We start from the raw sequence: 1,312 nt of genomic DNA, 5'->3' as shown, positions 1-1,312 counted from the left end.
GGTCTCGATTGCTAAAGCAGGTGCAATTCACGAAAATGACCAGAAAAAAGTTTTGTCTACTGGTTTTTTGGCTCTAGGATGTGCCCAAGCTGGACTCGACATTGTAGAAGCGGCTGCCAAAACCAAGGAACTGGATTTTCTATACAATGCTTTTGAGTCCCTCAACGGGGAATTGATTCGCTGCCAGACAGCTATGCTCGAAGCAGCACAAGGGGATTCCCAGACCTTTGAACAACGGCTACAACTGAGGACTTGGGCAATTAACTTAGCCGGAAGATGTGCTCAAGCAGCGGTGACTGTGTCTAGTGGTGCTGCTAACTACAAACACCATCCTGCCCAGCGAGTCTATCGGGAAGCTTTGGTATTCACTGTATCTGGTCAAACCACCGCTATGATGGAGGGAACTCTGGCTCGGTTGGTAAATGTTTCTTGTGGGTGAATCCTCCCTAAGCATTCAGCATAAGCGCTACGCGCACGCTACGCGAACAGCTATCAGCTAATGCATCCCATCCAAATAGACCAAGCCATCAATATCAACAGCCCTTGCTCGGCATCCCTGCACCGTTGCTAAATATTTTGGAAAATATGTCTAGTTTGACTTTCAAACTCCTTGGTAAAGGTTTCAGTATCAGGTAACTTCCCAGTTCTTAATTCTCTAAATAGCAAAGAACCAGCAATTTGTAAGAGCGCCGGATGTCCACCAGCCCTGTCTTTAATGACATCCCGTAATGCTGGTGTGATGGGAATACTTGCCATTAATTGCTCCACTTCAGTTTCCGTTAATGGCTTCAGGGATTGAAACAGATAATGGTTGTACCAGGGAGAACTATTGAGATTGAGGGGAGGATCAAGTTCATTGAGAGGGCGAAGTGAGGTGACAATCATTGATAAATATCTCCTCTCCCGAGAGTGATAGGCAATACTGCTACACTCAGTGACAAAGATTTCCATGTCAGCTTGAGTATAGTGCGGGTTTTCTCGCAAAGCGGCATCATAGTCATCTACTAGCAACACCAAGAACTTGTTTCGTTTTCCAAGCTTCCCCAATACTTGGCGCATAACCCTGGCAGTTGCTTTTCCGTGGTCGAGCAATGTTTCGATCTCTGCCTGAAGGTCTGGCTCACCGTCCAATTCCTCTTTGAGCAGACTAAAGACTTCCTGCCAAAACCCGGAAGCTGTAAACGGTTGGATACTTTCGCAACTGAGTAGCACCATCAAAGCCTGTGATGGGTCTTGTCCATACTCTTTCCAAACGTCCGGAGAAGCCAGGAGTTCCAGGAAAGAGGTCTTACCCATGCCTGGACCACCCCAA

The 1,312-nt window shown here is 47.0% G+C and carries 1 protein-coding gene and 1 pseudogene; one reads left to right on the top strand and one right to left on the bottom strand.

Annotated elements, in window-relative coordinates:
• A pseudogene (locus F6K49_RS49835) lies at positions 1-439 on the top strand (acyl-CoA dehydrogenase); the annotation flags it as partial.
• A gap of 128 nt (positions 440-567) precedes the next feature.
• On the opposite strand, the gene F6K49_RS49830 reads toward F6K49_RS49835, so the two are convergent.
• On the bottom strand, positions 568-1,312 hold a 745-nt coding region (locus F6K49_RS49830; RefSeq protein ID WP_293110221.1), incomplete at its 5' end, for an ATP-binding protein.

Source organism: Moorena sp. SIO3I6 (assembly GCF_010672095.1).
The sequence above is the reverse complement of the archived record's forward strand: the minus strand, read 5'-3'. Positions and strand labels throughout refer to the sequence as shown.